Origin of the sequence: Micromonospora sp. LH3U1, assembly GCF_028475105.1 — a bacterium.
GTDB lineage: Bacteria > Actinomycetota > Actinomycetes > Mycobacteriales > Micromonosporaceae > Micromonospora.
Map to the genome: position 1 here is coordinate 1,103,675 of NZ_CP116936.1, position 25,677 is coordinate 1,129,351.

At 70.3% G+C, this 25,677-nt stretch carries 22 protein-coding genes, 1 tRNA gene, 1 other RNA gene and 1 pseudogene; 17 read left to right on the forward strand and 8 right to left on the reverse strand.

Annotated features, from left to right (window positions below; genetic code table 11):
• The first annotated feature begins 44 nt into the window (after positions 1 to 44).
• Positions 45 to 2,972 (forward strand): preprotein translocase subunit SecA, encoded by a 2,928-nt coding sequence (gene secA, locus PCA76_RS05110; protein ID WP_272615649.1) that lies wholly within the window; start codon positions 45 to 47, stop codon positions 2,970 to 2,972.
• Positions 2,973 to 3,441: 469 nt separating this feature from the next.
• On the opposite strand, the gene PCA76_RS05115 is transcribed toward secA, so the two are convergent.
• Together PCA76_RS05115 and PCA76_RS05120 are read right to left on the reverse strand one after the other, a co-directional pair.
• Positions 3,442 to 4,032, reverse strand: a complete 591-nt coding sequence (locus PCA76_RS05115) for an Rv3235 family protein (RefSeq protein ID WP_272615651.1) — start codon at positions 4,030 to 4,032, stop codon at positions 3,442 to 3,444.
• Positions 4,033 to 4,229: 197 nt separating this feature from the next.
• Complete coding sequence (locus PCA76_RS05120) at positions 4,230 to 4,457, reverse strand: helix-turn-helix domain-containing protein (RefSeq protein ID WP_091393976.1); 228 nt, start codon at positions 4,455 to 4,457, stop codon at positions 4,230 to 4,232.
• Positions 4,458 to 4,672: 215 nt separating this feature from the next.
• On the opposite strand from PCA76_RS05120, the gene PCA76_RS05125 reads away from it, so the two are divergent.
• Positions 4,673 to 5,182, forward strand: coding sequence for a DUF6912 family protein (locus tag PCA76_RS05125; RefSeq protein ID WP_272615654.1), 510 nt, complete (start codon positions 4,673 to 4,675; stop codon positions 5,180 to 5,182).
• 320 nt (positions 5,183 to 5,502) lie between these two features.
• On the opposite strand, the pseudogene PCA76_RS05130 reads toward PCA76_RS05125, so the two are convergent.
• A pseudogene (locus PCA76_RS05130) lies at positions 5,503 to 6,486 on the reverse strand (hypothetical protein); the annotation flags it as partial.
• Positions 6,487 to 6,871: 385 nt separating this feature from the next.
• Here PCA76_RS05130 and pruA point away from each other — a divergent pair.
• From pruA to PCA76_RS05180, 10 genes are all read left to right on the forward strand, one after another.
• Positions 6,872 to 8,500 carry an L-glutamate gamma-semialdehyde dehydrogenase gene (pruA, locus tag PCA76_RS05135; protein WP_272615655.1) on the forward strand — a complete coding sequence of 543 codons (1,629 nt, stop codon included), beginning with the start codon at positions 6,872 to 6,874 and terminating at the stop codon, positions 8,498 to 8,500.
• Positions 8,501 to 8,674: 174 nt separating this feature from the next.
• Positions 8,675 to 9,190, forward strand: coding sequence for a PadR family transcriptional regulator (locus tag PCA76_RS05140; protein WP_272615656.1), 516 nt, complete (start codon positions 8,675 to 8,677; stop codon positions 9,188 to 9,190).
• Between the two features lie 64 nt (positions 9,191 to 9,254).
• On the forward strand, positions 9,255 to 10,376 hold the full coding sequence (gene prfB, locus PCA76_RS05145) for a peptide chain release factor 2 (RefSeq protein ID WP_272615657.1): 1,122 nt from the start codon (positions 9,255 to 9,257) through the stop codon (positions 10,374 to 10,376).
• Between the two features lie 118 nt (positions 10,377 to 10,494).
• Positions 10,495 to 11,175: a cell division ATP-binding protein FtsE gene (gene ftsE / locus PCA76_RS05150; RefSeq protein WP_272615658.1), complete on the forward strand. Its 681-nt coding sequence runs from the start codon at positions 10,495 to 10,497 to the stop codon at positions 11,173 to 11,175.
• A gap of 67 nt (positions 11,176 to 11,242) precedes the next feature.
• On the forward strand, positions 11,243 to 12,118 hold the full coding sequence (gene ftsX, locus PCA76_RS05155) for a permease-like cell division protein FtsX (protein WP_272615659.1): 876 nt from the start codon (positions 11,243 to 11,245) through the stop codon (positions 12,116 to 12,118).
• A gap of 148 nt (positions 12,119 to 12,266) precedes the next feature.
• The gene (smpB, locus tag PCA76_RS05160; protein WP_272615660.1) at positions 12,267 to 12,746 is read left to right on the forward strand and encodes an SsrA-binding protein SmpB; all 480 of its coding nucleotides are present in this window, start codon (positions 12,267 to 12,269) and stop codon (positions 12,744 to 12,746) included.
• Between the two features lie 105 nt (positions 12,747 to 12,851).
• Positions 12,852 to 13,227: a transfer-messenger RNA gene (gene ssrA, locus PCA76_RS05165) on the forward strand.
• A 242-nt stretch (positions 13,228 to 13,469) separates the two neighbouring features.
• Positions 13,470 to 14,141 (forward strand): hypothetical protein, encoded by a 672-nt coding sequence (locus tag PCA76_RS05170; RefSeq protein WP_272615661.1) that lies wholly within the window; start codon positions 13,470 to 13,472, stop codon positions 14,139 to 14,141.
• A gap of 132 nt (positions 14,142 to 14,273) precedes the next feature.
• Entirely contained in the window at positions 14,274 to 14,804 is a 531-nt protein-coding gene (locus PCA76_RS05175; protein ID WP_272615662.1) for a hypothetical protein, read from the forward strand.
• Positions 14,805 to 14,849: 45 nt separating this feature from the next.
• On the forward strand, positions 14,850 to 15,803 hold the full coding sequence (locus tag PCA76_RS05180; RefSeq protein WP_272615663.1) for a hypothetical protein: 954 nt from the start codon (positions 14,850 to 14,852) through the stop codon (positions 15,801 to 15,803).
• Positions 15,804 to 15,813: 10 nt separating this feature from the next.
• Here the strand turns inward: PCA76_RS05180 and mdlC are convergent, their stop codons facing one another.
• Both mdlC and PCA76_RS05190 read right to left on the reverse strand, forming a co-directional pair.
• Positions 15,814 to 17,409, reverse strand: a complete 1,596-nt coding sequence (gene mdlC, locus PCA76_RS05185; protein WP_272615666.1) for a benzoylformate decarboxylase — start codon at positions 17,407 to 17,409, stop codon at positions 15,814 to 15,816.
• Between the two features lie 190 nt (positions 17,410 to 17,599).
• Positions 17,600 to 18,400 (reverse strand): S-methyl-5'-thioadenosine phosphorylase, encoded by an 801-nt coding sequence (locus tag PCA76_RS05190; RefSeq protein ID WP_272615667.1) that lies wholly within the window; start codon positions 18,398 to 18,400, stop codon positions 17,600 to 17,602.
• A 172-nt stretch (positions 18,401 to 18,572) separates the two neighbouring features.
• Here PCA76_RS05190 and PCA76_RS05195 point away from each other — a divergent pair, with 172 nt between their 5' ends.
• Positions 18,573 to 19,163 (forward strand): YqgE/AlgH family protein, encoded by a 591-nt coding sequence (locus tag PCA76_RS05195; RefSeq protein WP_272615668.1) that lies wholly within the window; start codon positions 18,573 to 18,575, stop codon positions 19,161 to 19,163.
• A 93-nt stretch (positions 19,164 to 19,256) separates the two neighbouring features.
• A tRNA-Ala gene (locus PCA76_RS05200) sits at positions 19,257 to 19,329 on the forward strand.
• A gap of 72 nt (positions 19,330 to 19,401) precedes the next feature.
• Here PCA76_RS05200 and PCA76_RS05205 read toward each other — a convergent pair.
• Together PCA76_RS05205 and PCA76_RS05210 are read right to left on the reverse strand one after the other, a co-directional pair.
• The gene (locus PCA76_RS05205) at positions 19,402 to 21,492 is read right to left on the reverse strand and encodes a cellulase family glycosylhydrolase (protein ID WP_272615670.1); all 2,091 of its coding nucleotides are present in this window, start codon (positions 21,490 to 21,492) and stop codon (positions 19,402 to 19,404) included.
• A gap of 389 nt (positions 21,493 to 21,881) precedes the next feature.
• Positions 21,882 to 22,004, reverse strand: a complete 123-nt coding sequence (locus PCA76_RS05210; RefSeq protein WP_030490864.1) for a 50S ribosomal protein L36 — start codon at positions 22,002 to 22,004, stop codon at positions 21,882 to 21,884.
• Between the two features lie 123 nt (positions 22,005 to 22,127).
• Between PCA76_RS05210 and PCA76_RS05215 the strand changes: the two genes are divergently transcribed.
• Positions 22,128 to 23,063: a lytic polysaccharide monooxygenase auxiliary activity family 9 protein gene (locus PCA76_RS05215; RefSeq protein WP_272615672.1), complete on the forward strand. Its 936-nt coding sequence runs from the start codon at positions 22,128 to 22,130 to the stop codon at positions 23,061 to 23,063.
• A gap of 27 nt (positions 23,064 to 23,090) precedes the next feature.
• On the opposite strand, the gene mgrA is transcribed toward PCA76_RS05215, so the two are convergent.
• On the reverse strand, positions 23,091 to 24,086 hold the full coding sequence (gene mgrA / locus PCA76_RS05220; RefSeq protein ID WP_272615674.1) for an L-glyceraldehyde 3-phosphate reductase: 996 nt from the start codon (positions 24,084 to 24,086) through the stop codon (positions 23,091 to 23,093).
• Between the two features lie 70 nt (positions 24,087 to 24,156).
• On the opposite strand from mgrA, the gene PCA76_RS05225 reads away from it, so the two are divergent.
• Together PCA76_RS05225 and PCA76_RS05230 are read left to right on the forward strand one after the other, a co-directional pair.
• Positions 24,157 to 25,137, forward strand: a complete 981-nt coding sequence (locus PCA76_RS05225) for an aldo/keto reductase (protein WP_272615676.1) — start codon at positions 24,157 to 24,159, stop codon at positions 25,135 to 25,137.
• Entirely contained in the window at positions 25,134 to 25,640 is a 507-nt protein-coding gene (locus tag PCA76_RS05230; RefSeq protein WP_272615677.1) for a hemerythrin domain-containing protein, read from the forward strand. The genes PCA76_RS05225 and PCA76_RS05230 overlap by 4 nt, the downstream gene beginning before the upstream one ends.
• Positions 25,641 to 25,677: the final 37 nt, after the last annotated feature.

Genomic DNA, 25,677 nt, shown 5'->3' on the forward strand with positions numbered 1-25,677 from the left:
GAGCGCCTACGATGGTTCGAGACTGTCTAGGGGAGCGTTGATTCGTGTCGATTCTGGAAAAGGTCCTTAACGCGGGCGAGGGCCGTTTGGTGCGCCGGTTCAAGGCCATCGCCGCCGCCGTCAGCTCGATCGAGGACGACTACGTCAACCTCAGCGACGAGGAACTGGCCGGCATGACCGAGCAGTTCCGGGAGCGGCTCGCCGACGGCGAGACCCTCGACGACCTGCTGCCGGAGGCGTTCGCGGTGGCCCGCGAGGCATCCGCCCGTGTGCTGGGCCAGCGCCCGTACGACGTGCAGGTGATGGGCGGCGCGGCGCTGCACTTCGGCAACATCGCCGAGATGAAGACCGGTGAGGGTAAGACGCTGACCTCGGTCATGGCCGTCTACCTCAACGCGCTCTCCGGCGACGGCGTGCACGTGATCACGGTCAACGACTACCTCGCCCAGCGCGACGCCGCCTGGATGGGCCGCGTGCACGAGTTCCTCGGGCTGACCGTCGGTGTGGTGCTGCCCAACCGGCCGGCCACCGAGCACCGTGCCGCCTACGAGTGCGACATCACCTATGGCACCAACAACGAGTTCGGCTTCGACTACCTGCGCGACAACATGGCCTGGTCGAAGGACGAGCTGGTGCAGCGCGGGCACAACTTCGCGGTTGTCGACGAGGTCGACTCGATCCTGATCGACGAGGCACGGACCCCACTGATCATCTCCGGCCCGGCCGAGCACTCGGCCCGTTGGTACGGCGAGTTCGCCGGCGTGGTCGCCCGGCTCCAGCCCGGCACCGACGGTGAGGGCGACTACGAGGTCGACCACTCCAAGCGCACCATCGCGGTGACCGAGCGCGGTGTCGCCAAGGTCGAGGACCGGCTCGGCATCGACAACCTGTACGAGTCGGTGAACACTCCGCTGGTCGGCTACCTCAACAACGCCATCAAGGCCAAGGAGCTCTACAAGCGCGACAAGGACTACATCGTCAGCGACGGTGAGGTCCTGATCGTCGACGAGTTCACCGGTCGCATCCTGCACGGCCGCCGCTACAACGAGGGCATGCACCAGGCGATCGAGGCCAAGGAGGGGGTGGAGATCAAGCAGGAGAACCAGACCCTGGCCACCATCACCCTCCAGAACTACTTCCGCCTCTACAACAAGCTGTCCGGGATGACCGGTACGGCGCAGACCGAGGCGAGCGAGTTCAACAAGGTCTACAAGGTCGGCGTCGTGACGATCCCGACCCACCGCCCGATGGTCCGCGAGGACCGGCCGGACGTCATCTACAAGACGGAGAAGGCCAAGTTCAACGCGGTCATCGAGGACATCGCCGAGCGGCACCAGTTGGGCCAGCCGGTGCTGGTCGGCACCGTCTCGGTGGAAAACTCCGAGATCCTCTCCACGCTGCTGCGGCGCCGCGGCATCCCGCACAACGTGCTGAACGCGAAGTTCCACGCGCGGGAGGCCGAGATCGTCGCCCAGGCCGGGCGTAAGGGCGCGGTCACCGTGGCCACCAACATGGCCGGCCGTGGCACCGACATCCTCCTTGGCGGCAACGCCGAGTTCCTCGCCGCGAACGAGCTGCGCCAGCGCGGCCTCGACCCGCTGGAAAACGAGGAGGAGTACGCCAAGGCGATGGAGGAGGTCCTGCCCAACTGGAAGCAGGCCTGCGACGCCGAGGCGGACGAGGTCTCCGCCGCCGGTGGCCTCTACGTGCTGGGCACCGAGCGGCACGAGTCCCGGCGGATCGACAACCAGCTGCGCGGTCGCGCCGGCCGGCAGGGTGACCCGGGCGAGTCCCGTTTCTACCTGTCCCTGCAGGACGAGCTGATGCGGCGCTTCCGGGCCGGCGCGGTCGAGGCGGTGATGGAGCGCTTCAACATCCCGGAGGACGTGCCCATCGAGTCGAAGATGGTCAGCAAGCAGATCAAGAGCGCCCAGGCCCAGATCGAGGGCCAGAACGCCGAGATCCGCAAGAACGTGCTCAAGTACGACGAGGTGCTCAACAAGCAGCGCCAGGTCGTCTACGCCGAGCGGCTCCGGGTGCTCAACGGTGAGGACCTCTCCGACCAGGTCCGCAACATGATCGACGACACCGTCGAGGCGTACGTGCGGGGTGCCACCTCCGACGGCTACGGCGAAGACTGGGACCTTGAGCAGCTCTGGTCCAGCCTCAAGCAGCTCTACCCGGTCGGCGTGACGATCGAGGAGCTCGAGGAGGAGGCCGGCGGCTCTCGGGCCGGCATGGACGCCGACTTCCTGGTCGCCCGCCTCAAGGACGACGCGAACGCCGCGTACGACCGGCGCGAGGAGCAGGTCGGCACCGAGGGGGTGCGCCAACTCGAGCGGATGGTGCTGCTCCAGGTCATCGACCGCAAGTGGCGCGAGCACCTCTACGAAATGGACTACCTCCAGGAGGGCATCAACCTCCGGGCGTACGCCCAGCGCGACCCGGTGGTGGAATACCAGCGCGAGGGCTTCGACATGTTCGCCACCATGATGGAGGGCATCAAGGAGGAGACGGTCGGTTTCCTCTACAACGTCGACGTCCAGGTGACCGAACCGGAGCCCGACGCGGGGTCCGAAGAGGTCGCGCTGCTCGACAAGCCGGTGGAGATCCGGGCCAAGGGCCTCAACCAGGCCCCGCGGCGGCAGGGCCTGCAATACTCCGCTCCCACCATCGACGGTGAGGCCAGCCCTGGCGCGGTCGCCGTCGAGCAGGCCGAGCAGCAGGCTCCGGCGCTCGGTGTGGGCCGACCGGCCTCGGGTGCTCCAGCGTCACCGGGGCAGAGCGCGCCGTCCGCCCCGCAGCGGCCGGCCTCCGGGCTGCGCGGCCCGGTGGTCCCGTCGGCCGCCTCCCGTCGGTCGGCACCGAACCAGGCGGAGGCCAACAACGGCCCGTCCCGCAACGCGCCGTGCCCGTGTGGCTCGGGCCGTAAGTACAAGCGCTGCCACGGCGCCCCCAACGGCGGCAACTGACCAACAGCACCTGACCAACGGGTCCCGGCCGACCAGGCCGGGGCCCGTCGGCGTCTCCGGCCCTCACGCGCCGGGCATGCCCGCGCGTTTCCAGCCCTCACGTGCCGGGCCGCCCGCGTCTCCGGCCGCCCACGCCGCTCGGCGCCCGGCGGCGCCACCACATGGTGCCGCAACCCCATGATCACCTCGGCTTTAAGGAAATCGGGGTGTCCAGGGCCGGTTGATGCCCCGCCTTCCCGGAACCCGAGTCGATCAACCGCGTCCGCCCGCGCCCGCGCCCGCCTCGCGCCCGCCCCGGCTGAGCCCGTGCCCGTGCCCGTGCCCGTGCCCGTGCCCGTGCCCATGCCCGTGCCCGTGCCCGTGCCCCGCCCCGCCCCGCGCCCCGCCCCGCCCCGCGCCCCGCCCCGGGCCCGCCCCGCCCCGCGGCGGGCCCGCGCCCGGGTTGGGACACCGCCCGGGTCGGCTGTGGTCAGAGGACGTGCAGGGCGGTGCAGAGCCAGCGGCCACGGCGATGCTCCAGGCGGAGCGCCATCGCCCAGCTCCGGCCGCCTGCGCTGGCGAGGACGGCTGCCGCCTCCACTGCGGCTTCCCGGGGCTCGCAGACGCGCAGGCGGAGCAGTCGGACCACTGGCCGGCCGGCGCGGCGACGGAGTGCCCCGGCTCGCCCGGACGCGCGGGCCAACTCGGTCAGCAGGTCACCCGCTCGGGCCGGGTCCAGCAGTGCCCGCACCTGCGCCGGCGAACGGTAGCCGTTGACCACCTCCAGGCAGGTGCCGACGAAGCGATGCGCGGCTCGGGTGGCTTCCGGGGCGGTCGCCGGCGGTAGAGGCGTGACCGGGTGGGTGGTGGACCGGCTGGGCACCGGGCGGAGGGCGGCCCGGCGATCCGGTGGCCGGACGGGGTCTGGCCGGGTCGAGGCGAACAGGTCGAGGGCGAGCTGACCGTGGGTCGCCGGCCAGTACGGCCCGTCGGTCTCGTCAGCGTACGGCGGGTCGATGGGCGGGACGGGGCGCAGCCGCACGGGTGGGCGGGAAGGACCGGGTCGCGCCTCGCTCATCATGGTCCCCTTGATCTTGCGTTTACCTTCGTTTGCTTCCGACAAGCTCGATTGTGAGCGACAGAGTGGCCTCGGTCAATGGGCCAGTGGTGAGACCCCTCCGCTGAACCGCGTGATCCACTCCGTCTTGGCGATGTCGCGGTATCCGAGCGGCCCGGACACCCCAACTTCCGCGATACGGAGTGGATCATGAAAAGGGGTTACTCCGGGTCGCGGTCGACCAAGGGGTTGCTCTGCACCCAGTCGGCGGTCTCGTCGTACTTGCGCGCTATGTACTCCTCCAGGCGAGCGCGCTCGACGCGCCACTGGCCGCGTCCACCGATCTTGATCGCCGGCAGTTCGCCGCTGCGCACCATGTGGTAGACCTGCGAGTCCGACACGTTCAGCTCGGTGGCGACGTCGGAGAGCAGCAGGAACCTCGGCTCCACAGAAACTCCCGGGGTTGATGTCGTTTGACTCAGTTTGCCACCGACAGCCCGTGTCGCCCAGCACCCGGACGGCCTGGCGGCAGGCCGACCACGCGGGACACACCGGCCGGGAACTTCCACCGGCCGGAGGCGGGGTGTATGACGGTCACGGCGTGCGGCATGATCTGCGCCCGTGCCGGCGGCTGCCGGTGGAGGACTAAGCGGGGAGACGACCGGTGACCGACGAACTTGTCCGGGTGTATGTGCCGGCGACCGTACCGATGGTGGCCCGGCTGCGTGAGGACGGGCTGGCCGCCGACCAGGCGCACGCCGTGACCCCGGCGCTGCGCGAGTGGTACGCCGAAGGCGACGAGGAGGAGCTGGAGTACGTCGCGTTCACCCGGGCTGCCCAGGACGCGCTGCACCTGCTCCGGGCCGACCCGACCGCTCCCCGCCGCCGCGTCGTCGTCTCGGTCGACCTGCCGGCGGGGGCGCTCGGTCGGGGCGACGGTGAGCTGGGTTCCAGCATCGTGACCTTGGCCGACGCCGTGCCGGTGGGTGCCGTTGCGGCCATCCACGTGGACGGCGCGGACGCGGTCGAGGAGGTCGCCGCGGCGGTCGACGTGGTGGTCGAGGCGGCTGCGGGTGACCCCGATGCCCAGTTCACCGTCGATGGCGCCGAGGACCACGAGCTTGAGTGGTACGACGTGACGGAGCTGGACCAGCTGCTGCGCGCGGCCGGCTGAGCCGGACACCGCACACCGGTCTCCGTCCGAGGTCAGCGGGCCGGGTCCGCCTTAGCCGGCTCCGCGTCGAACGTCGCAGCCGGCTCCGCATCGGACGTCGCAGCCGGGTCCGCATCGACCGTCGCAGCCGGCTCCGCATCGGACGTCTCAGCCGGGTCCGCATCGACCGTCGCAGCCGGCTCCGCATCGGACGTCTCAGCCGGGTCCGCATCGACGGTCGCAGCCGCGTCGAACGTCTCAGCCGGGTCCGCGTCGAACGCCTTGGCATAGCCCGGCTTGTCGTCCGCCGGGTCGACCCGGTCCGCGACGGTGTCTGAGCCGTCGGCTGGTTCGTCGTCGTCGGTGTGGGCCGGGCCGAGCGTGCGGCCGAACGCGATGAGCGCGGTCAGCGCCCCCACGAAGAGCACCCAGATGCCGTTGTCCACCCGCGAGGTGCCCAGCGAGGTCTGCGCGACCGCGTCCGCCTCGCTGAGCGCGCTGGCCAGATCGAGCAGCGACCGGCCACCGATCCTGATGATCACCTCGGCGAGCAGCAGGAGCAGCCCCGGCCCGGCGCCGGCGAGCAGGTACGCCGGCCAGCGCAGCGCCGGGGCCTCGGGGTCGCGGCGGACGACGCGTCGCCGCGCCCAGGTCAGGTAGCCGAAGGCGAGCAGCCCGGCGAGCAGCCCGGCGATGAGCGACTCGGTGCGGGACACCCACTTGGCGGCGTCGATCAACGACTGTTGGCTGTCGCCGGCACCGAAGAGGTCGAACAGCGGGTCCCGGGCGCGGCTGAACGCGACCACGAAGAGGAACGTGCCCAGGGCGGCGCTCACCACCGCACCGACCGCCGGGGCGGTCCGCGCGCCGGCCACCGCGCCCCCGATGATCGCCGCGGCCGCCGCGGTGCCGGCGATCACGTTGGTGGCCGAGGTGTCGAAGTAGGTGAGGTTGATGGCCAGCGCGGTAGCCAGCCCGACCACCATTCCGCCGCCGATCGCCCCGGTGAAGCGCAGGGTGGCCCAGTCGCCGTACCGGCGGGCCAGCAGGTTGCTGCCGGCCAGCGCGACGGCCGCCCCGGCCACCAGCGCGGCGGAGATCACGCCGGGCAGGGCGAACGCGGAAAGGCTGATCGCGGTGACCCCGGCCGCCGCCGAGGTGATGGCCTCCCGCGTGGACCAGAGCATGGCGGTCAGCCACCCGAGCGCCAGCAGCGCGAGCACCGATGCGCCGGGCGCGGGCAGCGGCCGGCTGCTGGGGCTGGCCGCGTCGACCGCCGGCTCGTCCGACTCCGCGGCCGGGACGCGGCCGGGCTGCTTGGTCATCGTCTCCCCTTCGAGGCGGCAGGTCACCGACCATTCAGGGTACGCGGGCCCGCTGGGCCGCCCGCCGCCCCGGGACGCCCGGAACGGGTACGCCCCCACCAGTCGCCCCGAGCGGGCCGGCGACGCGGTTGCCCGGCGCCGGGGCGAGGCGGCTGCCCGATGCGTGGACGGGTTGTCGGATCGAGCCCGGTCGGTAAGGGGAGGAGGGGTGGGCCGGTCCTTGGCGGTTGGCGGTGGCGGACGTGGGGCATGCAGCGGTTCATGGGAGAATCATGGGAGGTCCCGCCGCTGCTCGGCCCTCCCGCGCGGCGCCCGGTGTCCGACCGTCCGGTCGGTGCCCGCGGGACCGGTTTCGCCACTGCTGTCGAGATCGCCAGGAGCCTTGATGGATGCCGTGTTCTCCGTTCCCGAGCCGCGCAACGAGCCGGTTCGTAACTACGAGCCGGGCAACCCCGACCGGGACCGGCTCCAGCGGCGGCTGACCGAGCTCGCCGCCGAGCGCATCGACCTGCCGATGACCATTGGCGGCGAGCAGCGGATGGCTGCCGGTGACTCGATCAATGTGGTGCAGCCGCACAAGCACGCGCACGTGCTGGGTGTGACCGCGCACGCCACCCACGACGACGCCCGCGCCGCGATCGAGGCGGCCAAGGACGCCGCCCCGATGTGGCGGGCGCTGCCCTTCGAGGAGCGCGCCGCGATCTTCCTGCGCGCCGCTGAGCTGCTCGCGGGCCCTTGGCGCGACACCCTCAACGCCGCCACGATGCTCGGCCAGTCGAAGACCGCGATCCAGGCGGAGATCGACGCGGCGTGTGAGTTCATCGACTTCCTCCGGTTCAACGTGCACTTCGCCCGCCGCCTCCTCGAGGAGCAGCCGGCGTCCTCGCCCGGCGTCTGGAACCGCTTCGACCACCGCCCGCTGGAGGGCTTCGTCTACGCGGTCACCCCGTTCAACTTCACCGCCATCGCCGGCAACCTGCCGTCGGCGCCGGCCCTGCTGGGCAACACGGTGGTCTGGAAGCCGGGCCCGACCCAGCAGTTCGCCGCGCACTTCACCATGCGGCTGTTCGAGGCCGCCGGCCTGCCGCCAGGCGTGATCAACATGGTCACCGGCCGAGGCGAGGAGGTCTCGGACGTCGTGCTCGCCGACCCGGACCTGGCTGGCATCCACTTCACCGGTTCGACCAAGGTCTTCCAGCAGTTGTGGCGGACCGTCGGCGACAACATCGCCCGCTACCGGGGTTACCCGCGCCTCGTCGGCGAGACCGGCGGCAAGGACTTCGTGGTCGCGCACACCAGCGCTGACGTCGACGCCCTGCACACCGCGCTGATCCGTGGCGCGTACGAGTACCAGGGCCAGAAGTGCTCGGCGGCCTCGCGGGCGTACGTGCCGCGCTCGATCTGGGAGGGTGGGCTGCGCGACCGGCTGGCCGCCACCACCGACTCGTTGACCTACGGCGACGTGGCCGACTTCAGCAACTTCGGCGGCGCGGTGATCGACGACAAGGCGTTCGCCCGCCACACCGCGGCGTTGGAGCTGATCACCGGCGACGACTCCTGCCGGGTGCTGGCCGGTGGCACCGCCGACGACTCGGTCGGCTACTTCGTCCGGCCGACGCTCTTCGAGTGCAGCGACGCCGCCCACGAGACCTTCACCACTGAATACTTCGGGCCGATCCTGGGCGTGCACGTGTTCGACGACGCCCGCTTCGACGAGGTGGTCGCGCAGGCCGAGTCGATCGCGCCGTATGCGCTGACCGGCTCGGTGTTCGCCAACGACCGCCGGGTGGTCGACGCGGTCGCCGAGCGCATGCGGTACGCGGCCGGCAACTTCTACATCAACGACAAGCCGACCGGCGCGGTGGTCGGGCAGCAGCCCTTCGGCGGCGCCCGGGCCAGCGGCACCAACGACAAGGCGGGCTCCTGGCTCAACCTGGTCCGCTGGGTGTCGCCGCGGACGATCAAGGAGACCTTCGTGCCGCCGACCGACCACACGTACCCCCACATGGGCTGACCGGCGACGACCCGCCGGCGGCGTGCGTGGCGCCGCCGGCGGTCGGCCGAATGCCGCACCCATCGATAGTCCTCAACGGACAGTCTGCCGCCGACAGTGCACTTAGGAAGTCCTGTCGGGTGGCAAACTGGCAAATCCTGGACGCCGGGTGCGCAAAGTGGCAGCGTAGTGGGCATGGCGGATTCCGGAGTCAACCCTACGGCGGCGGCCCTGCTCGGGCTCCTCCACGAGGGCCCGATGACAGGCGGTCAGTTGATGGCCGCCGCTGAGCGCCGTCTGGCGCCGTACTGGTCGATGACCCGCAGTCAGGTCTACCGCGAGTTGCCGGTGCTGGCCGAGCGAGGTTTCGTGCGGCTCGGCAAGCCGGGGCCGCGAATGAGCCAGCCGTATGCGCTCACCGCCAGTGGGAAACGGATATTCTCCCGCTGGCTGGCCGAGAATCCGGGGCGGGACACCATCCGCAACCCGATAGCGCTCCGGATGGCCTTCGGCAACCTGCACTCCGCCAGCCAGCTGAAGGGCCTGTACGCCTCGGCCAACGAATACCACACCGAGGCCCTCGCCCAGGTCCGGGAGCAGGTCAAGAACGCCAAACGGGACGGCGAGACGTACGACGCCAGCGCGCTGGAGTTCGCGGTTGCCTATCACCGGGCGGCCCTGTCGTGGTTGAAGACCGCCCCCGTCGGGTGATGATCGGCGGGTTCGCGCATACGCGACGAGCTGAGCTGCCTGCGGCACAGTACGCTTATCTGTCGTGACCGCTGCCGATTACGCCGAACAGCTCAAGGAACTCGACGCGACCCTGCGAAACATCGAGGCCGTCCTCAACCTCGACCGGCTCCACGAGGACAAGGCCCGCCTTGAGCAGGAGGCTTCCGCCCCCGACCTGTGGGACGACCAGGCCAAGGCTCAGCAGGTGACCTCGCAGCTGTCGTACGTCAACGGCGAGATCAGCAAGCTGGGCAGCCTCCGTTCCGGCCTCGACGACGCCCAGGTGCTGCTGGAGCTGGCCGAGGCCGAAGCCGACCCGGGCGTGTTGACCGAGGTCGAGTCGGAGATCACCGGGCTGACCAAGGCCATCCAGGAGATGGAGGTCCGCACCCTGCTCTCCGGCGAGTACGACTCCCGGGAGGCGCTCGTCGCCATCCGGGCCGGAGCCGGTGGCGTGGACGCGGCGGACTTCGCCGAGATGCTGCTGCGGATGTACCTGCGCTGGGCGGAGCGGCACGGCTACCCGACCGAGGTCTACGAGACCTCGTACGCCGAGGAGGCGGGCCTGAAGTCCGCCACCTTCGCCGTCAAGGTGCCCTACGCGTACGGCACGCTCAGCGTCGAGTCGGGCACCCACCGGCTGGTCCGGATCAGCCCGTTCGACAACCAGGGCCGCCGGCAGACCAGCTTCGCGGGCGTGGAGGTCCTGCCGGTCACCGAGCAGACCGACCACATCGACATCCCGGAGAACGAGATGCGGGTCGACGTCTACCGCTCCTCGGGCCCCGGCGGGCAGAGCGTCAACACCACCGACTCGGCGGTGCGGCTCACCCACATCCCGACGGGCATCGTGGTGACCTGCCAGAACGAGAAGTCCCAACTGCAGAACAAGGCCTCCGCCATGCGGGTGCTCCAGGCCCGGCTGCTGGAGCGCAAGCGCCAGGAGGAGCAGGCCAAGCTGGAGGGGCTCAAGGAGAACGCCGCCGGCTCGTGGGGTGACCAGATGCGCTCCTACGTCCTGCACCCGTATCAGATGGTGAAGGATCTCCGAACCGAGCAGGAGACCGGCAATCCGACCGCGGTCTTCGACGGCGAGTTGGACGGTTTCATCGAGGCTGGCATCCGTTGGCGTAAGCAGCGGCAACTCGCCGGCGACGGTGCGTGACGACACGCGGGCGGAGCGCGTCATCGATCTCCAGGTAGAGGCCTGATTCGACGACTCGCGCCGGTTCTGCGGGGCGTGGGGCTTGGCTCAGTTGTTACACCGCGTAGACTCACCACCCGTGATTCAGCTTGAGCAAGTGACGAAGACGTACCCGAAGGCGTCCCGGCCTTCGCTCGACAACGTGTCCGTCTCGATCGAGAAGGGCGAGTTCGTCTTCTTCATCGGTCCATCCGGCTCCGGCAAGTCCACAATCATCAAGATGCTGCTGCACGAGGTGGCCCCCAACAAGGGGCGCGTCGTCGTCAACGGCAAGGACGTCACGTCGATGCGCTCCTGGAAGCGACCCCACTTCCGGCGCTCGATCGGCTGTGTCTTCCAGGACTTCCGGCTGCTGCCGAACCGCACCGCCTACGAGAACGTGGCGTTCGCCCTCGAGGTGATCGGCAAGACCAAGGCGGTTGCCCGCCGGGTCGTGCCGGAGGTGCTGGAACTGGTCGGGCTCGGTGGCAAGGAGCACCGCTACCCGCACGAGCTCTCCGGTGGTGAGCAGCAGCGGGTCGCCGTCGCCCGGGCGTTCGTGAACCGTCCGCTGATCCTGCTGGCGGACGAGCCCACGGGAAACCTGGACCCGGACACCTCGATTGAGATCATGCGCCTGCTGGACCGGATCAACCGCACCGGCACGACCGTCGTGATGGTCACCCACGACTCCAACATCGTGAACCAGATGCGCCGCCGCGTCGTCGAGATCGAGAGCGGTCGCGTCGTGCGTGACCAGGCCCGCGGCGTCTACGGGTGAGCCGGCTCTCCACCCCTGCGCAGCCTGACGACGAACTCTTCATGCCGGAGACCCGGAGGAAATCCCGATGCGCGTGAAATACGTCCTGTCCGAGGTACTGGTCGGACTGTGGCGCAACGTGACCATGTCCATCGCGATGATCATCACGATGGCGGTCTCGCTGACCATGCTCGGTGCCAGCGGTCTCATGTACCGCCAGGTCGACGACATGAAGGTCACCTACTACAAGAACATTCAGGTCTCGATCTTCTTGAGCCAGGAGGTGGGCGAGCAGGAGCGCACCGACCTGCAGACCAAGCTCGACGCCGACCCCCTGGTCAAGGACGTCCTCTACGTCAACAAGGACGAGGCGTACAAGCGCTTCAAGGAGATGTACCAGGACGCGCCGGACCTGGTGAACGCGGTCAAGCCGGACCAACTGCCCGAGTCTTTTCGCATCACGCTGAACAACCCGGAGCAGTACAAGAACATCTACGACCAGTACAAGGACACCGCGGGCGTCGACGAGATCATCGATCAGAGTCGACTGCTCGACAAGATCTTCAACATCCTCACCTCGATCCAGAACATCGCCCTGGCTGCCGCCATCGTGATGGCGGTCGCCGCACTGCTGCTGGTGGCGAACACCATTCAGGTCGCCGCGTACAGCAAGCGGCGTGAGGTGGCGGTCATGAAGCTGGTCGGCGCGTCCAACTGGTTCATCCAGGCGCCGTTCGTGCTGGAGGCCGTGGTGGCCGGCCTGATCGGCTCGCTGCTCGGCCTGGTCGCCCTGGTCGCGGCGAAGTATCTGCTCTTCGACGGGTCGTTGAGCGCGTTGCAGGGTCTGCTCTCGCCGATCAGTTGGGGCGACATCCTGTTCATCTTCCCGCTGATGGCCGGCGTCGGTGGTCTGGTCAGCGCGGGCACCGCCTGGATCACCCTGCGCTTCTACCTGCGGGTCTAGGCACCGTACGGGTCGTCCCGTGGTCTCCCGAGGACCCTCCCGCCGCCGGAAATAAACGGCGCGGGAGGGTCCTTGTCATTCAGGTAGCATGATCGGTTGTCCGGTCGGGGTGTGCCCGGCCACGGACGTACGGGAGGGGGTGGCACCGATGCCACGGGAAAAGGGGCGCAAGGTGGTCGCCTCCAACAAGAAGGCGCGCCACGACTACGCGATCCTCGACACGTACGAGGCGGGCATGGCGTTGACCGGCACCGAGGTCAAGTCGCTACGGGCCGGGCGAGCGTCGCTGGTCGACGCGTTCGCTCAGGAGCGCGACGGCGAGTTGTTCCTGCACTCCATGCACATCCCGGAATACACCCAGGGCACCTGGACCAACCACGAGCCCCGGCGTACGCGCAAGCTGCTGCTCAATCGGGGCGAGATCGACCGGCTGCTCGGCAAGACCCGTGAGGGCGGTCTGACCATCGTTCCGTTGCAGGTCTACTTCTCCGACGGCTGGGCCAAGGTCGAGATCGCCCTGGCCAAGGGCAAGAAGTCGTACGACAAGCGTCAGGACCTCGCCAAGCGGGACGCGGACCGGGAGATCGCCCGGGTGTCCGGTCGACGCGGCAAGGGCATGGACGACTAAGTCATCCCGTTTGTCCGGATCGGGCGCGTCAGCCCGGGGCTCGGGATGAAAGCTGTTGCGGCAGGCGTTAGTCTTGTCAGTGCCGCCACATCAGCGGCCTGTCGAGGGGGTGACTGGTTTCGACTTCGTACGCAGCGACAGGGGAAGCGAGCCGAGGAAGCCGACGTCGTCTCGAGAATCGGTCGTCGGAAACTTATAAGCGCCAAGAACAATCGCGCTGACTTCGCTCTCGCCGCCTGAGGCGAGTAGCTAAGTCTGTCGGCCTGGGAACGCCTTCGTCCCAGTAGCCGGCATCAGCTAGGAGGCTGGCCAATCGGACCCGGTCGCGGGGTCCGTGCGGCGAGATTAATCAGCGACTGGGCCCGTCACACCAACTTGCTCGCGTGAGCGGTGGGGCCGAGTAGAGGCACAGCGAGCTGCGCTCGGAGAAGCCCTGACAAAACGGCGAAGGACCCGGGTTCGATTCCCGGCACCTCCACCACCTCGAACGAAGCGCCCCGGCCCACCAGCCGGGGCGCTTCGTTGTGTGCGGGGCCTCGTACCCGTACTCCCTCCCGCACCGGTCCTCCCGCGGCTGCCGAGCCGGGCGGGCCGACGGCCGAGGACGGCGGCTTCCCCTCGCCGCCGCAAGAGCCCTCGGTGGTCGCTGAGAGCCGCCTGCGGCACCTCATCGCCGGGTGCGCGGGACGCTGCTGGCGGTCTGGCTCGCCTACGCTGCCCCCTGTGAGCAACCAGGAGCTGCGCCTGTCGGTCGGCGCGTCACCCGGCCAGCGCGTCGTGGCGGTGCTGTTCGGCGTCTTCATCGCGACCGTTGGTGCGGCGTTCGTGGCGCTGCCCCTGATCGCCGGCGGGCTGCTGCGCGGGCTGACCGGCCCGGGTGACTCGTTCCCCTCCTATGAGGAGGCTCGCGACCTGCCGCCAGGAATGCTGCCGCCGGAGCTACGGGACGGCTGGGGCCAGCCCGGCCCCGGTCCGTTCATCGGGCTGTGCGGCCTGCCATTCGTCCTGCTCGGCGTCTACCTCGTGCTGCAGGTGCTCCGCACGGCCGCCTGGCTGGACGGAAGCCGGGCGCGGGTACGGGGTGCGTTGCGTACCCGCACCGTCGACCTCGCCACGGCCCGGATCGACGCCGGCGCGGTGTCGTATCGCGAGGCGGGGGACGACTCTCCGGCGCGTGGACAGCGGGTGCCGATCATCATCGCGACCGACCAGGAGAGTGGGCGGCGGGTCACCATCCCGTTACGTGGCATTGGCCTGCACAGCCTGCCCCCGTCCGAGCTGCGGGCGCTGGCCGACGCGATCACCACAGGCCGACCGGTCGGCGGGCGGGACGGTGACGCGCACGCCGTCGCCGCCCAACTGCACCGCCTGGCGGAGCACCCGCTGGGCATCTGATCGGGCGGTCCAGTGGGGTCTGCGAGGCTATTGGGGCTATTGGGGCAGATGAGGCTGGTTCCGGCCCTGGACAGAGCGGGCGCGCAGGCTCACCATCGCGGTATGGGGTAGCAGCGCAGCGCGGGAGGTGCCATGGTCGCCGGTCCGGTCCAGCAGCCGTCACTCGTCGTCCGGCCGAGCGCCGCGCACCCGCACCCGGCCAGGCTCCCCGCCGATCCGCAGTCCAGCGAGCCGCGTTCCATCGGGCTGCCCGGTGAGCCGCACCCCGCCGGGCTCGCGGGTGACGTGCACGCGCTCGGTCGGGCCGTTGCCGTCGACAGCGCCGAGCCGCGCTGGCGCGAAGGGGTCCTGCTCCGGCTGCGTCCCGTGGGGCGTGGCTTCGCGGAGCACGTCCAGGTCACCGAAGGCCCCGCCGGCCTCTACCGGGAGCTGCTCACCCAGTCGCCGCGGCTGGACCACGGCGTGCGGCTGTTGACCCGGGAGCACGCGGCGATCGTCGCCGCGATCCTGGCGGTTCAGCAGATCGCCGAGCAGCCCGAGGCGCACCCCGACGAGGTGCGGCATCGGGCCCGACACCTGCTGCGGAGGTTGGCCCGGCATCGGCGGCGCGGCGCCGACCTGCTCTGGGAGGCGTACCAGACGGATCTGGGTGGCGAGACCTGAGCCCAGGCCGGGAACCGGGGGGTCGGCGGCCACGTCGAACCGTGCATGCGTCGACCGGCCCTGCTGCTCGTACTTCCGTTGCTGTTCGCGGCGGGCTGCGCCCCGACCCGTGCCGATCCGGCCGGCGGGCCGAGCGACCCGACCCACCGCGCGGAGGAGTTCGACCAGCGGGCCACCCAGGTGGCCGAGGCGTGGCGGCCCGGCCCCGACTGGCGCACGGGGTATGTCCCCCTGGAGGGGCCGACCGTGTTCACCGGTGACCCACGCTTCACTGCGGACACCGAGGCGGCCTTCCGGGCCGGGTGGTACCGCGAGCAGGTCGGGATCTCGCCCATGCGGGTCATGGGTGAGATCCGCTTCCCGGACGGCCGGCTGACGCTGCCGTTGGTCAGCGCCGCCGAGGCGTACCGGCAGCTCCACCAGGGTGACCCGCTGCCCTGCCCGGGACGGCCGAAGCGGCCCGGCCTGCCGACCCCCGGCGGCCCCAGCGTCGAACCAGGGCCGGATGGCTGGGCCACCAGCACAACGCAGACCGCCTGCCTTCCGCTCACCGTCACCGGAGTCACGTTCGACACCGTGCCGGTCCGTACGAGCCGAGGTGAGGCGCAGGTCCCGGCCTGGCTGTTCACCATCAAGGAGCTGGCCACCCCGGTGGTCCGGCTCGCCGTCGCGCCGACGGCGGTCGCGCCGGTCCCCGAACCCACCGCGCCGGCCCGGCCGCTGCCGGACGGTCTGGTGGCCGCCCAGGACCTCGCGGCGGTCGACGGTGCCCGGTTGACCGTGCGGCTCGGCGTCGGTGCCTGCGACACCGGAATCACGCCGCTGGTGTGGGAAGGGCCGGACGTCGTTGTGGTCGGTGGCAGCGTCACCCGGGCTACCGGCGCCTGCATCGACTTGCTCAAGCTGGAGCCGGCCACCGTCACCCTCAGGGCACCACTGGGTGCCCGGCCGGTGCTCGATGTCTCCACCGGTGCCCCACTGTCGATCGCCCCGCGCTGACGGGGTCGGCTCAGAGGATGCTGGGAACGTCCGTGCTGATCGGCACCGGCAGCACGGTGGGCCGGTCGGCGCGCAGCCCGGTGGCGAGTGCCGCACCGAGCTGGTCGGGGGTTTCCACCACCTCGGTGGCGCAGCCGTAGCCGGCCGCGATCGCGATGATGTCCAGACCCGGCAGGTCCAGGCCGGGCACCCCGGGAGTTTCCTTCAGCTCGGCGAACGCCTTGAGGATCGCGTACTGCTGATTGACCGGGACGACGACCACCACCGGCAGTGACAGGCGCGCGGCGGTCCACAGCGCCTGCACCGAGTAGTGGAACGAGCCGTCGCCGACCACCGCCACCACCGGACGGCCACGACCGCTGTCCCGCTCGGCGAGTGCCATCCCGATCGCGGCCGGCAGGCCGTAGCCGAGACCGCCGCTGGCCATCGTGAAGTACGACGCCGGGCGGTTGATCCGCAGCTGCCGACGCAGCGCGGACAGATTGGACGGTGACTCCTGGACCAGCACGCCGTCCGCCGGCCAGTGCGCGGCCAGCGCGGCGAACAGGGCGTCGGCGCTCAGTGGGTTGGTGACCTCCGGCGGTGCCGGTGCGTCCCGGTGCGCGGGCGGCGGCCGGTCGGCCGGTGGCACCCGCTCGACCAGCGCGGTCAGGGTCAGCCCGGGATCGCCCAGCAGGCTGTCCCCGACCGGGGCGCGCGCGGCCTCGTCGGGGTCGTCCGTGACGTGCAGCAGCCGGGTGCCGTCGGGTAGATGCTCGCCCGGTACGTACGGGTAGTAGCGGAACACCGGGGCACCGATGACCAGCACCGTGTCATGTCCACGCAGTGCCTCGGCCAGCGGACCGATGGCGTACGGCAGCACGCCGCGAAAGTGCGGGTGGTCCTCCGGGAACACGGCCCGCTCGGTTGCGGGGGCCGCCCAGACCGGCGCGGCCAACCGCTCGGCCAACGCGACCGCGCTCGGCCAACTGCCGGAGCGGTCCACCCCCGGCCCGTACACCAGGACGGGGTTGTGGCTGCCGGCCAGGACCCGGGCGAACTCGTCCAGCCGCTGCGGGTCCGGTGCGAACCGGGTGGCCACCGAACGCGGCGCGGGCGGCGGGTCGGCCGGCTGGGCCCAGTCGTCCATCGGCAGGGAGAGGAAGACCGGCCCGGCCGGTGGCTGCACCGCCGTCGCGTACGCCCGCAGCACCGCCCCGGGGATGTCCTGCGCCCTGGTCGGCTCGTAGGCCCACTTGACGTACGGCTGAGGAAGCTCGGTGGGCCGGCGGCTGGCCAGCCGCGGTTCGAGCAGCAGCATCTCGCGGGTCTGCTGGCCGGCGGTGACGATCAGCGGGGTCTTGTTGTGCCAGGCGGTGACCAGGTTGCCCATACCGTTGCCGGTGCCCGGGGCGGTGTGCAGGTTGACGTGGGCCGCAGTGCCGCTGGCCTGCGCGTAGCCGTCAGCCATCGCGACCGCCGTCGCCTCCTGCAGCGCGTGGACGTAGTGGAAGTCGGCGGGGAAGTCCTGCAGGAACGGCTCCTCGGTGGAGCCGGGGTTGCCGAAGACGGTGGTCATGCCGAGGGTGCGGAGCACGTCGTACGTCGCGTCCCGGACCGTTGCCATCGCCACCCGCCTCCGTGTCGCGGGCAGGGACGACCGCGGTCGCCCTCCCGATCAGCCGAATCTATCGGGATGTGACGGACCTTTCGGGCGTTTCCCAGCCGTCGGTGGCCCGGACCGTCGGGCGGACAAAGCCCCGGACCGTCGGGCGGACAAAGCCCCGGACCGTCGGGCGGACAGAACCCGGATCAGCTCACGGCAGCGGGAAGGGCAGAGTGATGCCGTCCAGCGCCTGGCCGCACACGCAGTCCCGCGCGGCAGGGAGCGCCGCCAGCGCATCCAGCAGGACGCCCCGCAGTCGATCGGTGTTGGCCGCGAAGACCCGGAACACCTCGTCCTGGGTCACCGAGTCGCCAACCTGCACCCCGGCGTCCAGGTCGGTGATCAACGCGATCGAGGAGTAGCAGAGGGCCAACTCCCGGGCGAGCACCGCCTCCGGGTGACCAGTCATATTGACGACAGTGCCGCCGATCGAGGCATACCAGCGGGACTCGGCCCGAGTGGAGAACCGTGGGCCCTCGACCACCACCACCGTCCCGCCGTCCACGGCCGTGACGTCCCGACCAGCCGCTGCCGCGAGCAGGGCCCGCCGGCCGTTCGGGCAGTACGGGTCGGCGAACGGCACGTGCACGGCGCCCTCGTCGTAGTAGGTCTGCGCCCGGCCGCTGGTCCGGTCGATCAGCTGGTCCGGCACCACGAACGTGCCCGGGCCCAGCTCCGGGCGGAGCCCACCGACCGCGCACGGTGCCAGCACCTGGCGTACGCCGAGGGAGCGCAGCGCCCACAGGTTGGCCCGGTAGGGGATCAGGTGTGGCGGATACCGGTGATCCCGGCCGTGCCGGGGCAGGAACGCGACCCGCCGCCCGGCCACCTCGGCGATGGTCACCGCGTCCGACGGCAGCCCGTACGGGGTTTCCAGCTCATGGGTGGTGCCGTCGAGGAGGGCGTACAGGCCCGACCCACCGATCACCGCGATGTCCGCCGTCGGTGCCATCGACCCTCCGTCTTAACTGTCTGATCACCCGCCGGTCAGACCTTAGCCAGCACCCAGGACGCAGGCTATGGTGCCAGGCATGGCGTTGACAGCTCGGTTGATCCCGGCACACCGGGCGGATCCGGTAGATGACCGATCCCCGGCGCGGGCTCACGGTTGACGGGTGTGTGGGATGCAGGGAGAGGGCCAGGCGATCGGCGGACGAGCGATGGAGGCGATGACCGGGCGGCTGCTGGTCGCGACTCCGGCGCTCAAGGACCCGAACTTCGACCGTACGGTGGTGCTGCTGGTCGCTCACGAACCGGGCGGCGCGCTCGGCGTGGTGCTGAACCGGGCCACCGAGGTGCCGGTGGCCGAGGTGCTCGGCGACTGGAGTGACCTGGCCCGCCACCCGGCGGTGCTCTTCGAGGGCGGCCCGGTGCAGCCCGACTCGGCCATCTGCCTGGCCCGCATGCGGCACCCGATGCGCCGGTTGAAGGGCTTCCACCAGGTCTCCGGAGCGGTCGGCACGATCGACCTCTCCGTCGACCCGGAGCGGCTGCGGGAGAGCATCGGCGGCATCCGGGTCTTCGCCGGCTACTCCGGCTGGGGCAGCGGCCAGTTGGAGCAGGAGATCGCCGACGGCTCCTGGTTCGTGCTGGACGGGCTGCCCGGTGACGCCTTCGTCGAACGGCCCGACGACCTGTGGCCGATGGTGCTGCGTCGGCAGGGCGGGATGATGGCCGCCGTCGCCCACTTCCCGCCGGACGTGGCGCTCAACTGACCTGGCTCGGCGGGGGACCCCGCGAGATGACCATGCCGGCCGGTCTGTGTATAGTTTCCCAGTGCCCGGGAGACCGGGGACAACAGCAAGCAAGGGGCCGTGGCGCAGCTGGTAGCGCACCACACTGGCAGTGTGGGGGTCAGGGGTTCGAGTCCCCTCGGCTCCACCCTTGTGTAACGCAGGTAAGCGGCCCGGTTGATGATCTCAACCGGGCCGCTGCTTGTCGTTCCCTGTTTCGTCAGCCAGCGCCGCCGGTGACCGACGTCCCGGACTTCGTCAGGCGGTACGTGATCTGCGTGCCGCTCCAGAAGTGGAACGTGAGGGTGACCGTGCCGTCCCTGACCTCGGCGAAGAACTCCGGCTTCAGGATGATGGTGTTCGCGCCGTAGTCGGGCTGGAAGTTGCTCCAGAACTCCTTGTACGTCGTCCAGTTGGCCGGTCCGGCGGCGCTGCCGTCGGCGTACCTGGCCTCCATGGTGGCGAGCTGGTCACCGCGGAACTGGGTGGGGATGACGAACGAGCTGGTGGTGCCGGTCACCGCAGACTGGGTCGGTGGGTCGTAGGAGATGATGCTGATGGGCCACGGCACGCCCTGCGAGAAGTGCGCTTCGAGGTTGGCGTTGACGCCCGCGGCGCGGTTGCCGACCAGACGGGTCACCGCCGCGCTGGTCAGGGTCAGCGTGTTGCCGGAGACGGTGTAGTCGCTGCCGTTGGTCAGGACGGTGCTGCCCTGCCGCAGGCTCTGGAACGAAGCCCCATTGAGGTTCAGGGTGAGGGACTTGCTGGTGATGGTGCCGGTACGAGGTACGTAGATCTGGTCCGACGACGCGGTCGCGGAGCGGGTGGTCCAGCTCGACTTCATCAGCGCGTACAGGCCGGGGTCCCGCCACTGCAGGTCGTTGCGGTTGAGGAACGACCCGGCGTCCCAGAGGAACGTGGTGAGTTTCCTGGTCCGGGCCTGGTAGGCGACGGCCTCGAAGAACTTGAGCAACTCGCCCCGCTCGATGATGCCGGGCCGGGTGTAGTCGTAGCTGAGCAGGGCCCACTCGCCGATGATCACGGGGATGCCCCGGGCGACGAAGGTGTCGCGTACCCGGTTGAAGCCGTCGACCATGTCCTGCTCGACGGTGGCGTCGTAGCGGGTGCCGCCGGCGATGTTGACGCTGAACGGCCAATATCCGTAGAAGTGGACGGTCGCCGCGATGTTGGTGTCGCGTAGTTGGCTGATCGTGGTCGCCAGCGCGTCGAGTTGGCTCTGGTTGGAGTTGGTGTTCAGGGTGGGCAGCACGAGCAGCCGGGTGGCGTTGTTCCCGCCGGACTGGCGGACGAGGCGGACGAACGCGACGGTGAGTTCGCGCAGCACCTCGTCGCTCTGGGCGTCTCCGGACGTGCCGGTGAACTGCGGTTCGTTGATGTTCTCGAACACGAGCTTCGACGAGTGGCCGCGGAACGTGGTGGCGATCTGGGTCCACAGAGCGGTGTAGCGGTTCATGACGTTCGTGCGGTCACCGGGATAGCCGTTGATCCACTGCCAGGAGTCGTGGTGCAGGTTGACCATCACGTAGAGGTCCTCCGCCAGTGCCCAGTCCACCACCTGACGGACGCGGGCCAACCAGACCGCGTCGATCGTGTAGGCCGGTGCCGGCCCGTGGTGGTTGCTCCAGGTCACCGGTATCCGGATGCTCCTGTAGCCCTGCGAGCGCACCTGGCGCAACAGTGCCTGGGTGACCAGGGGATTGCCCCACGCGGTCTCGTCCGGGATGGCGTCCAGGGTGTTGCCCAGGTTCCAGCCGGGCTGCATCGCCGCCACCGTCGCCATCGCGTCGCCGCCGCCCGGCGACGGGGATGTGGTCGGGGTCGGCGACGGGGGCTCGGTGGGGGTCGGGGTCGGCGTACCGCCCACACTCCCCGTGCACGTGACCCCGTTGAGGGCGAACGACGTCGGTGCGGTGTTGCTGCCCGACCACGACCCGTTGAAGCCGAAGGAGACCGTCGCGTTCGTCGCGATGGCCGCGTTGTAGCTCACGTTCCTCGCCGTGACCTGGTCGCCCGACGAGGTGACCGTCGCGTTCCACGCCTGGGTGACCCGCTGGCCGGACGGGAACGTCCAGGTGAGGCTCCAGCCGTTGATCGCGTCGCCGAGGTTGGTGACCTTCACGTCGGCGGTGAAGCCGCCCTGCCACTGCGACGGTGCGGTGTACGCCACCTGGCAGCCCGCTGCCGCCTGGGCGTTGCCGGCGACCATCGTGCCGGCCACCAGGAGCGTGGCCACCGCACCGGCGACGAGGGCGACCCGTCGGTGTGCCTTTCGGATGTGTTTCGAGATCATCAGGGAACTCCTCGCCATGGTGGCGCCTGTGGTGATGGGGGACCGGACGACAGGCGGCCTGTGCCGTCCCGCTGGATCCGGGGAGTGTGTGGTCGCCGTGGCTCCCGGGAGGCGGGCGGTCAGCCTGACCCGGCGGCGTGCGAATGCGAATGCCAACCAGGGTGCCCGGAGTGACCAGCCATGCTGCCCGTGCCGCTTCAGCGGCCGGCGCGGGTCGAGTGCAGCGTGGAAGCGTGCCCTTCGCCTCTGCGGCCGACGGTAACTGTCATCGCCAACACCGGCAAGCCATAGATGTACGTAAGTTTTCCATCTGGGCTGGACAGCAAAACGCCCCGACCGGAGCAATCCGGTCGGGGCGTTTTGCGACTATATGTCTGTTAAGGGCTGTGTCAGCCCTGGCGGCTCTTCCACTGCGGGTTGGCGCGGTTCACCACGACCACCCGGCCGCGACGGCGGACCACCACCGAACCCGGCTTCTGCTTCAGTGCACGCAACGAGCTACGTACCTTCATGGCTGCCTCCTGGGTCTCAGCGGTTCCGAGTATCGAAACGCTCCACCCACCCACCGGATTCCCGCCGGCCGTCGTCGAACCTTTGACGCCCGCCGGCCGTACCAGTGGGCGGAGGTCATCCTCATGCCCGTACGCCGGCTCCTCGCCACGGTGCTGGTCGCTGCCGCGACCGTGCCTCTGACCGCCACGCCCGCCGCCGCTCACGGCGCCCCGACCGACCCGATCAGCCGGGCGGCGGCCTGCGGACCTGAGGGCCGGTACGCGGCTACCAGCGCCTGCCGAGCGGCGGTCCAGGCGGGAGCGGCAGTCCGCGAATGGGACAACGTCCGGGTGGCCGCGATCAACGGCCGGGACCGGGAACGGATCCCGAACGGTGAGTTGTGCAGCGGCGGGTTGTCCGCGTATCGGGGGCTGGACCTGCCCCGGACCGACTGGCCGTCCACCGAGCTGACCACGGGTGCGAAGTTCACATTTCGGTACAGGACCACCATCCAGCACCGGGGCACCTTCCGGCTCTACGTCACCCGGCCCGACTACGACCCACAAGCACCGCTGACCTGGGCGGATCTGGAAGCGCGCCCATTTCTGACGTTGACCGACCCGCCGGTGCGGACCGGGGCGTACCAGCTGGCGGGCCGACTGCCGACGGGCCGCGACGGCCGGCACCTCATCTACACGATCTGGCAGAACTCGAACACCCCGGACACCTACTACTCCTGCTCGGACGTGGTGTTCCGCCCGGCGAGCGGCGCCAAGGCCACGGCCACCCCGCCGAAAGCCGCCGCGGCGAAGAGCGCGCCGGCTGTCCCGCGTACCGCCGCGAGTGGGCCCGCCACCACCGACCCGGCGGTGGCGGCGACGGCTGACCCGGGCGTTCCCGTGGCGTCGGTGACCGACCTCGGCGGCCGGTGGCCGGTGCTGGCCGGCGCTGCCGTCGTGCTGGTCCTGGTGCTGCTGATCGGTGCGGGCCGGCGTCGCCGCAGCGTCGCCGTCGCCGCGCCCGTGGGCCGGCAGTGCGAGGTACGCAACCACCGGGCCGGGCGGCGCCGGATCTGGTGACCTGACCCGCCCGGAGCCCGGTCGGGCTCAGCCCAGGTGCCGCTCGATCTCGGCCAACTCGTCGGCGGTGAAGTCGAGGTTGTCGAGCGCGGCGATGTTCGTCTCCAACTGCTCGACGCTGCTCGCCCCGATGATCAGGCTGGTCATCCGTGGGTCGCGCAGCGCCCAGGCCAGCGCCAGTTGCGCCAACGACTGGCCGCGCCGCTCGGCGACCGCGCCAAGCCCTCGGATGGTGGCCATCTTCTCCTCGCTGAGGTCACTCTCGTTGAGGAAGACGCTGGTGCGCACCCGCGAGTCGGCCGGGATGCCGCCGAGGTAGCGGTCGGTCAGCAGGCCCTGGGCCAACGGGCTGTACGCGATGCAGCCGGCGCCGGCCTGCTCCAGCGCGTCGAGCAGGCCGTCGGACTCGGTCCAGCGGTTGAGCATCGAGTACGACGGCTGGTTGATCAGCAGCGGCGTACCCAGCTCGCGCAGGATCTCGGCGGCCCGCGCGGTCTGCTCGGAGTTGTAGTTCGAGATGCCGACGTAGAGCGCCTTACCGGAGCGGACGATGGCGTCCAGGGCGCCCATCGTCTCCTCCAGCGGGGTGTCCGGGTCGAACCGGTGCGAGTAGAAGATGTCGACGTAGTCCAGCCCCATCCGGCCCAGCGACTGGTCCAGCGACGAGATCAGGTTCTTGCGGGAGCCCCACTCGCCGTACGGGCCGGGCCACATCAGATAGCCGGCCTTGCTGGAGATGACCAGCTCGTCCCGGTACGGCTTCAGGTCGGTGGCGAGCAGCCGGCCGAAGTTCTCCTCGGCCGCACCGGGCGGAGGGCCGTAGTTGTTGGCCAGGTCGAAGTGGGTGACACCCAGGTCGAAGGCGCGGCGCACGATGTCGCGCTGCCGTTCGAAGGGGCGGTCGGGACCGAAGTTGTGCCAGAGCCCGAGGGAGATCGCCGGCAACCGCAGGCCACTGCGCCCACTGCGCCGGTAAGTCATGGTGTCGTAGCGGTCATCCGCAGCGCGATAGGTCACGATCATGAGCCTAACCCTGAGTTCGCCTGGGCGAGATCGTGCGTACGAACCCGGACATCGGGGTAGCTTCGACGCCATGCGTTTCATTGCGCTCGACACGCCCAAACCGCTGTCCAAGATCGGGCTGGGCACCTGGCAGTTCGGCTCCCGGGAATGGGGGTACGGCCCGGACTTCGAGAAGCAGGCCGCGCAGATCGTCCGGCGGGCCGTGGAGTTGGGCGTGACGGTCTTCGACAGCGCCGAGATCTACGGCTTCGGGCGCAGCGAACGGATCCTCGGCGCGGCCCTCGGCGAGGACCGGCCCAAGGTGGTGGTCGCCACCAAGATCTTCCCGGTGCTGCCGGTGGCCGCGGTGGTGCAGCAGCGGGCGGTCGCCTCGGCGGCCCGGCTCGGCGTCACCAGCATCGACCTCTACCAGGTGCACTCGCCCAACCCGCTGGTCGCCGACCACACCACCATGCGCGGCATGCGGGCGTTGCAGGACGTCGGGTTGGTCGCCGAGGTCGGGGTGAGCAACTACGGGCTGCGCCGCTGGCAGGTCGCTGAGGCGGCGCTCGGCCGGCGGGTGCTCAGCAACCAGGTCCGCTACAGCATGCTGGACCGCGCACCCGAGCAGGACCTGCTGCCCTACGCGCGACAGGCCGGCCGGGTGGTCATCGCGTACAGCCCGCTGGCGCAGGGCTTCCTCTCCGGCCGCTACGACGCGAAGAACCCGCCGACGGGAGCGGTCCGGCGGGCCAACCCGTACTTCCTGCCGGAAAATCTGGAACGTGGAGCGGTTCTGATCGACACCCTGCGCCAGGTCGCCGACGCCCATGACGCCACCGCCAGTCAGATCGCGCTGGCCTACCTGCTGCGTCACCCGAACGTGCTCGCCATCCCCGGCGCGTCCGGGGTGGAGCAGATGGAACGCAACGCCGCCGCCGCGGACATCGACCTCGCCGACGACGAGTACGCCGCGCTCGCCGAGGCCGCGAAACGCTTCCGCCCGGTCACCGGACTCGCCGCGATGCCCGCGATGGTGCGTGCCCGGTTCGCCAGCACAACGGGAAAGTGAGCACAGTGGACGACATCACCGCACTGATCCTGGACGACCACGCCGCCTTCCGGCGCGGCTTCGCCCGCCTCGACGACGCCCGCGACGAGCAGGAGATGCTCGCCATCTGGGACGCCCTCGCCCTGCACCTGGACATCCACGCCGAGGCCGAGGAGGCGATCCTCTACCCGCACCTGGTCAAGCACGGCGACGACGGCGAGGACGAGACCGCCGACGCGATCGGCGACCACAACAAGATCCGGGACGCCATCGCCGAGGCCAAGCTGCACCCGGTCGGCTCGGAGCAGTGGTGGGCGGCGGTCGGCACGGCCCGCCGGGAGAACAGCGAGCACCTGGCCGAGGAGGAGGACGAGGCGCTGCCCGACTTCCGCCGGCACGCCAGCACCGAACTCCGCGCCGAGCTCGGCCAACGCTGGCTGACCTTCTACGGCGAGCACAAGAACGGCCGCGACCTGCCGTTCCGCGACAAGGACCCACAGCAGTACGTCGCCGACCACCGCTGAGATCTCCCCGGCACGGGGGAGTCACGCAGGCCGATCC

Coding starts and splice junctions, on each gene's coding strand:
- PCA76_RS05115 (WP_272615651.1), bottom strand. CDS start 4,032: ATGATGAGCGAGGCGCGACCCGGTCCTTCCCGCCCACCCGTGCGGCTG.
- PCA76_RS05190 (WP_272615667.1), bottom strand. CDS start 18,400: ATGGCACCGACGGCGGACATCGCGGTGATCGGTGGGTCGGGCCTGTAC.
- PCA76_RS05140 (WP_272615656.1), top strand. CDS start 8,675: ATGGCGGATTCCGGAGTCAACCCTACGGCGGCGGCCCTGCTCGGGCTC.
- mdlC (WP_272615666.1), bottom strand. CDS start 17,409: ATGGCAACGGTCCGGGACGCGACGTACGACGTGCTCCGCACCCTCGGC.
- pruA (WP_272615655.1), top strand. CDS start 6,872: ATGGATGCCGTGTTCTCCGTTCCCGAGCCGCGCAACGAGCCGGTTCGT.
- PCA76_RS05205 (WP_272615670.1), bottom strand. CDS start 21,492: ATGATCTCGAAACACATCCGAAAGGCACACCGACGGGTCGCCCTCGTC.
- PCA76_RS05180 (WP_272615663.1), top strand. CDS start 14,850: ATGCGTCGACCGGCCCTGCTGCTCGTACTTCCGTTGCTGTTCGCGGCG.
- smpB (WP_272615660.1), top strand. CDS start 12,267: ATGCCACGGGAAAAGGGGCGCAAGGTGGTCGCCTCCAACAAGAAGGCG.
- PCA76_RS05210 (WP_030490864.1), bottom strand. CDS start 22,004: ATGAAGGTACGTAGCTCGTTGCGTGCACTGAAGCAGAAGCCGGGTTCG.
- PCA76_RS05175 (WP_272615662.1), top strand. CDS start 14,274: ATGGTCGCCGGTCCGGTCCAGCAGCCGTCACTCGTCGTCCGGCCGAGC.
- PCA76_RS05195 (WP_272615668.1), top strand. CDS start 18,573: ATGCAGGGAGAGGGCCAGGCGATCGGCGGACGAGCGATGGAGGCGATG.
- ftsX (WP_272615659.1), top strand. CDS start 11,243: ATGCGCGTGAAATACGTCCTGTCCGAGGTACTGGTCGGACTGTGGCGC.
- mgrA (WP_272615674.1), bottom strand. CDS start 24,086: ATGATCGTGACCTATCGCGCTGCGGATGACCGCTACGACACCATGACT.
- PCA76_RS05225 (WP_272615676.1), top strand. CDS start 24,157: ATGCGTTTCATTGCGCTCGACACGCCCAAACCGCTGTCCAAGATCGGG.
- PCA76_RS05215 (WP_272615672.1), top strand. CDS start 22,128: ATGCCCGTACGCCGGCTCCTCGCCACGGTGCTGGTCGCTGCCGCGACC.